Source organism: Aliivibrio sp. S10_S31, from assembly GCF_014694495.1.
In the GTDB taxonomy this organism is placed as follows: Bacteria; Pseudomonadota; Gammaproteobacteria; order Enterobacterales; family Vibrionaceae; genus Aliivibrio; species Aliivibrio fischeri.
Genome location: NZ_JAAUWR010000046.1, coordinates 1 through 3,481 on the forward strand (window position 1 = coordinate 1; position 3,481 = coordinate 3,481).

5 protein-coding genes are annotated in these 3,481 nt (G+C 34.8%); all 5 read left to right on the top strand.

Translation table 11 applies throughout. From position 1 onward, the window contains the following. Positions 1 to 291 precede the first annotated feature (291 nt). The 5 genes from HC728_RS19320 to HC728_RS19340 all read left to right on the top strand — a co-directional run bounded on the left by HC728_RS19320 (position 292) and on the right by HC728_RS19340 (position 3,242). Complete coding sequence (locus HC728_RS19320; RefSeq protein WP_017019817.1) at positions 292 to 540, top strand: hypothetical protein; 249 nt, start codon at positions 292 to 294, stop codon at positions 538 to 540. Positions 541 to 746: 206 nt separating this feature from the next. Next, positions 747 to 1,028, top strand: a complete 282-nt coding sequence (locus HC728_RS19325) for a type II toxin-antitoxin system Phd/YefM family antitoxin (protein ID WP_190395948.1) — start codon at positions 747 to 749, stop codon at positions 1,026 to 1,028. After that, positions 1,025 to 1,312, top strand: coding sequence for a type II toxin-antitoxin system RelE/ParE family toxin (locus tag HC728_RS19330; RefSeq protein WP_060994190.1), 288 nt, complete (start codon positions 1,025 to 1,027; stop codon positions 1,310 to 1,312). The genes HC728_RS19325 and HC728_RS19330 overlap by 4 nt, the downstream gene beginning before the upstream one ends. A 260-nt stretch (positions 1,313 to 1,572) precedes the next feature. Next, complete coding sequence (locus HC728_RS19335) at positions 1,573 to 2,469, top strand: hypothetical protein (RefSeq protein ID WP_190395949.1); 897 nt, start codon at positions 1,573 to 1,575, stop codon at positions 2,467 to 2,469. Between the two features lie 269 nt (positions 2,470 to 2,738). Then, positions 2,739 to 3,242, top strand: a complete 504-nt coding sequence (locus HC728_RS19340) for a DUF4236 domain-containing protein (RefSeq protein ID WP_065621990.1) — start codon at positions 2,739 to 2,741, stop codon at positions 3,240 to 3,242. The last annotated feature ends 239 nt before the right edge of the window (positions 3,243 to 3,481 follow it).

Consider the following 3,481-nt stretch of genomic DNA (forward strand, 5'->3'; position numbering starts at 1 on the left):
AAATTAAAATCAGGGCTTAGAAAATCTTGGCGGGGCAGTTCTTTTCTAAGTTGACCAAGCCGAAAGTAAGCACGCACAACAATCGCATCAACACGATTTATTACATTCGGCGTTCTGGGTTTGTCTTAGGTTTTGTGATTAAGGCGGTTAATTCAGGTTGGTTTGCATGGTAATAAACGTGTTATGCCAGCGTTATGTTTTTTTATACAGTAATGGTTGAATAAACAGTTGTTAGCCCACATGTATATATTGAAGTCGTTGCTTCGAATAAACTTATCATGTGGAGGCTCTATGTCTAAAAATACAAAAGTAACATCTAAAAAGATTGCATCACAAGCTGCTAGCACTTTAAGTGATAGTAAAGCATCAAAAACAGCTAAAACATTGGCTGCATCAGCCTTGTCTCAAAAATCGCCAAATAAACAAACTGGAGCACAACTAGAGAGCCTAGCTTCAACTGTTTTGAAAAGTAGTAAATATAACGAAAATACCAAAGAGTTGGCAGCATCAGTATTATCTCAGTCAAATAAAGCAAGGTAAGTTAAAAACATAACAAATGCATCAACACGATTTACTACACTCGGCATCTCAGGTTGTCGGGTGTTTCTCGTTTTATGGCGTCAATTTTAAGTATAATCACATGGTAGTAAACGTGTTATGCAGGCGTTATAATTTTTCTTAGTATTGCTGAATATTTATACTTGCACTATAATTGGTACAAAATTAAGTACAACTAAGGTGCTATTATGACTCGATTAAGATTAGACCAAGATATTCAACCACTTTCAGAATTTAGAGCTGGCGTAGCGTCGTTTATTCGTCAAATTAACGAAACTCGTAGACCTCTAGTTATCACTCAACGTGGTAAAGGTGTGGCTGTTGTTTTAGATGTTGCTGAATATGAAGCAATGCAAGAAAAAATAGAGTTACTGGAAGAGATGCAACAAGCTGAAGCACAAATCGCTAGTGGTCTAGGTTTATCAAATGACGATGCTCGTTCTAAAATCTTAGGGCGCTTACGTTCATGAATGTTATTTGGTCGCCGCTTGCTTTAGATAAAATAGGGCAGACAGCAGAATACATAGCATTAGATAATCCATCCGCGGCAGAAAAATGGGTTAACGACGTATTCGATAAAGCTGAGAATTTAGGTTCATTTCCTGAGTTAGGCCGTCTTGTCCCTGAGCTGAATAAAGCCAATTATCGTGAAATCATTTTTGGTAATTACCGCATTATTTATAGCGTAACGTTAAGCATAAATATTTTAACGGTTCGTAATTGTAGCCAATTGCTGACTATGGCTGATATATAAAATTATAACAAATGCATCAACACGATTTGCTACATTCGGCATTCTAGGTTTCTTTGAGTTTACCGAGTTAAGTGGTAAATTTGAGCTTAATCTGCATGGTAGCAAACGTGTTATGCAGGCGTTATGTACTTTTTTGCCTTTAAGTTTGATTATTCATTCTGCCTATGCTCTAATTTTTATTCATTGATTTTATTCATTGATTTTATTCATTGATTTTATTCATTGGTTTTATTCATTGATTTTATTTATATGGAGATAGAATGAACAATCAAAAGCAACTAGTTGCTTGTAGTATAATGGTAGCGCCAGTGCGAAGATTAGTATTTTATAAGCTACGCACATGGTTAGACCAAGTAGTTAAAATTGTTGTCCATACTTTCGTTGTAGAAGAGTCTAAAATCCCACTAAACCCTAAGGATGTTGATGGTTATTGGTATTGTGCGGGAGATTTTTGTAATACTGACGAAGCTGGTGTATATCAAGATCTTAGTTTAGCTGATATCGATTATGCTAGATGTTTGGTAGAACCAAATATAAAAGATGATCACCCAAATAGAGAAAACCTTGTAATTTCAGGTGTATATGGTGTCCACTATGTATGTCATAATATAACAAATCGAGTTTTATATGCGACAGAAGACAAGGTTACACTAAGTGAATTGAATATAAAAACAACAGGTTATCCATTAGTCGTCAAGAGTGCTCTTGGGGTATATGGACAAAACAAAGTTGAATGGAATAGAAAAAAACAACGTTGTTCAAACTCTTTAGGTTGTAACGTTGCCCAAGAAAGAACAACGTCTTCTCAAGATTGTCCTGAACAAGCACGATATGATGAAATTAATAAGATTCATCATAAAGTATCTGAAGAATATATATTCGAGGCTCATGTACTTACTGACTTACTAAGTGTCATTGATTCTAAATTTTATAATAGAACTTTAAAGTTAGTTAACGATTATGATAATCAGCTTATTACATGGAATCAATTTAATTTTAAAATGATAGAAGCGTGTAATATATTATTTTCTGATACGGTAGCAAAAGTTGGTTTGGAATTAACGAAGAAGATTTATCCTGATTGTATTATAGAAAATAATTTTAATGATACTAGTTTTGTAACTGTTGATGAAGATGTCGAATGTGCAATGGCATAAGTAAATAGTACATAACAAATGCATCAACACGATTTACTACACTCGGCAATCTCAGTTTGCCGGGTGTTTCTCGTTTTAAGGCATCAATATTAAGTGTAATCGCATAGTAGTAAACGTGTTATGCAGGCGTTATAGCTCTTTACGATTCCTTTTCGAACTCAAAAATGAGCTATCTCTTGCACTATCTCAAGGCTAATTATCATTACTATTTCCATGGTTATTAAAACGTGATAATTTCAGGCTGAAAATTATAAGATTACAGGTTAGGTATGGGCTTTAAATTTAGAAAAAGAATCAAAATTGCTCCCGGTATTAATATAAACCTAAGCAAAAGTGGGATTAGTACATCTATTGGAAAGCCAGGGGCAACGATCAATATTGGTAAAAAAGGAGTAAAGGCTACGGTTGGGGTTCCTGGTTCTGGTTTTTCATATAGCCAGAACTTATCGAAAAGTTCCTCTCAAGGGCAAGTATCGTCGTCAAAAAATACAGGTTCACTTTTTACTAAAATATTAGTTGGGCTCGGTATCATTTTTATGCTTTCAGCCTTATTAAATGGCAATGACAGTGATGTTGAATTAGTTTATAAAACCGTTACAGCGAAAAGCTTGCGTGTTCGTTCTGAGCCATCAGCAGAAGCGAATATTGTAAATCAAGTTATTCGAGGTGATAGGGTAATTGTCGAAAGTAATCAAAATGGTTGGTCTTTAGTTAGTGATGGAAAAATTAAAGGTTGGGTAGCGTCTAAGTATTTAACTGATGGAACGCTATAACAATCGCATCAACACGATTTGCTACATTCGGCGTTGTCAGTTTGCCTTTAATTTTAGTGATTAAGGCATTAAAATTCAGCTAGGTCTGCATGGTAGCAAACGTGTTATGCAGGCGTTATGTGTATTTAAGGAATAATTAGATTATGAGTGACGGTATAGTAGGGAATGCGAAGTTTCGATGTTCCAATTGTGATTCAGAACATGAGTTAAATGAAGAAGATATCTATTTTGAAGCTACT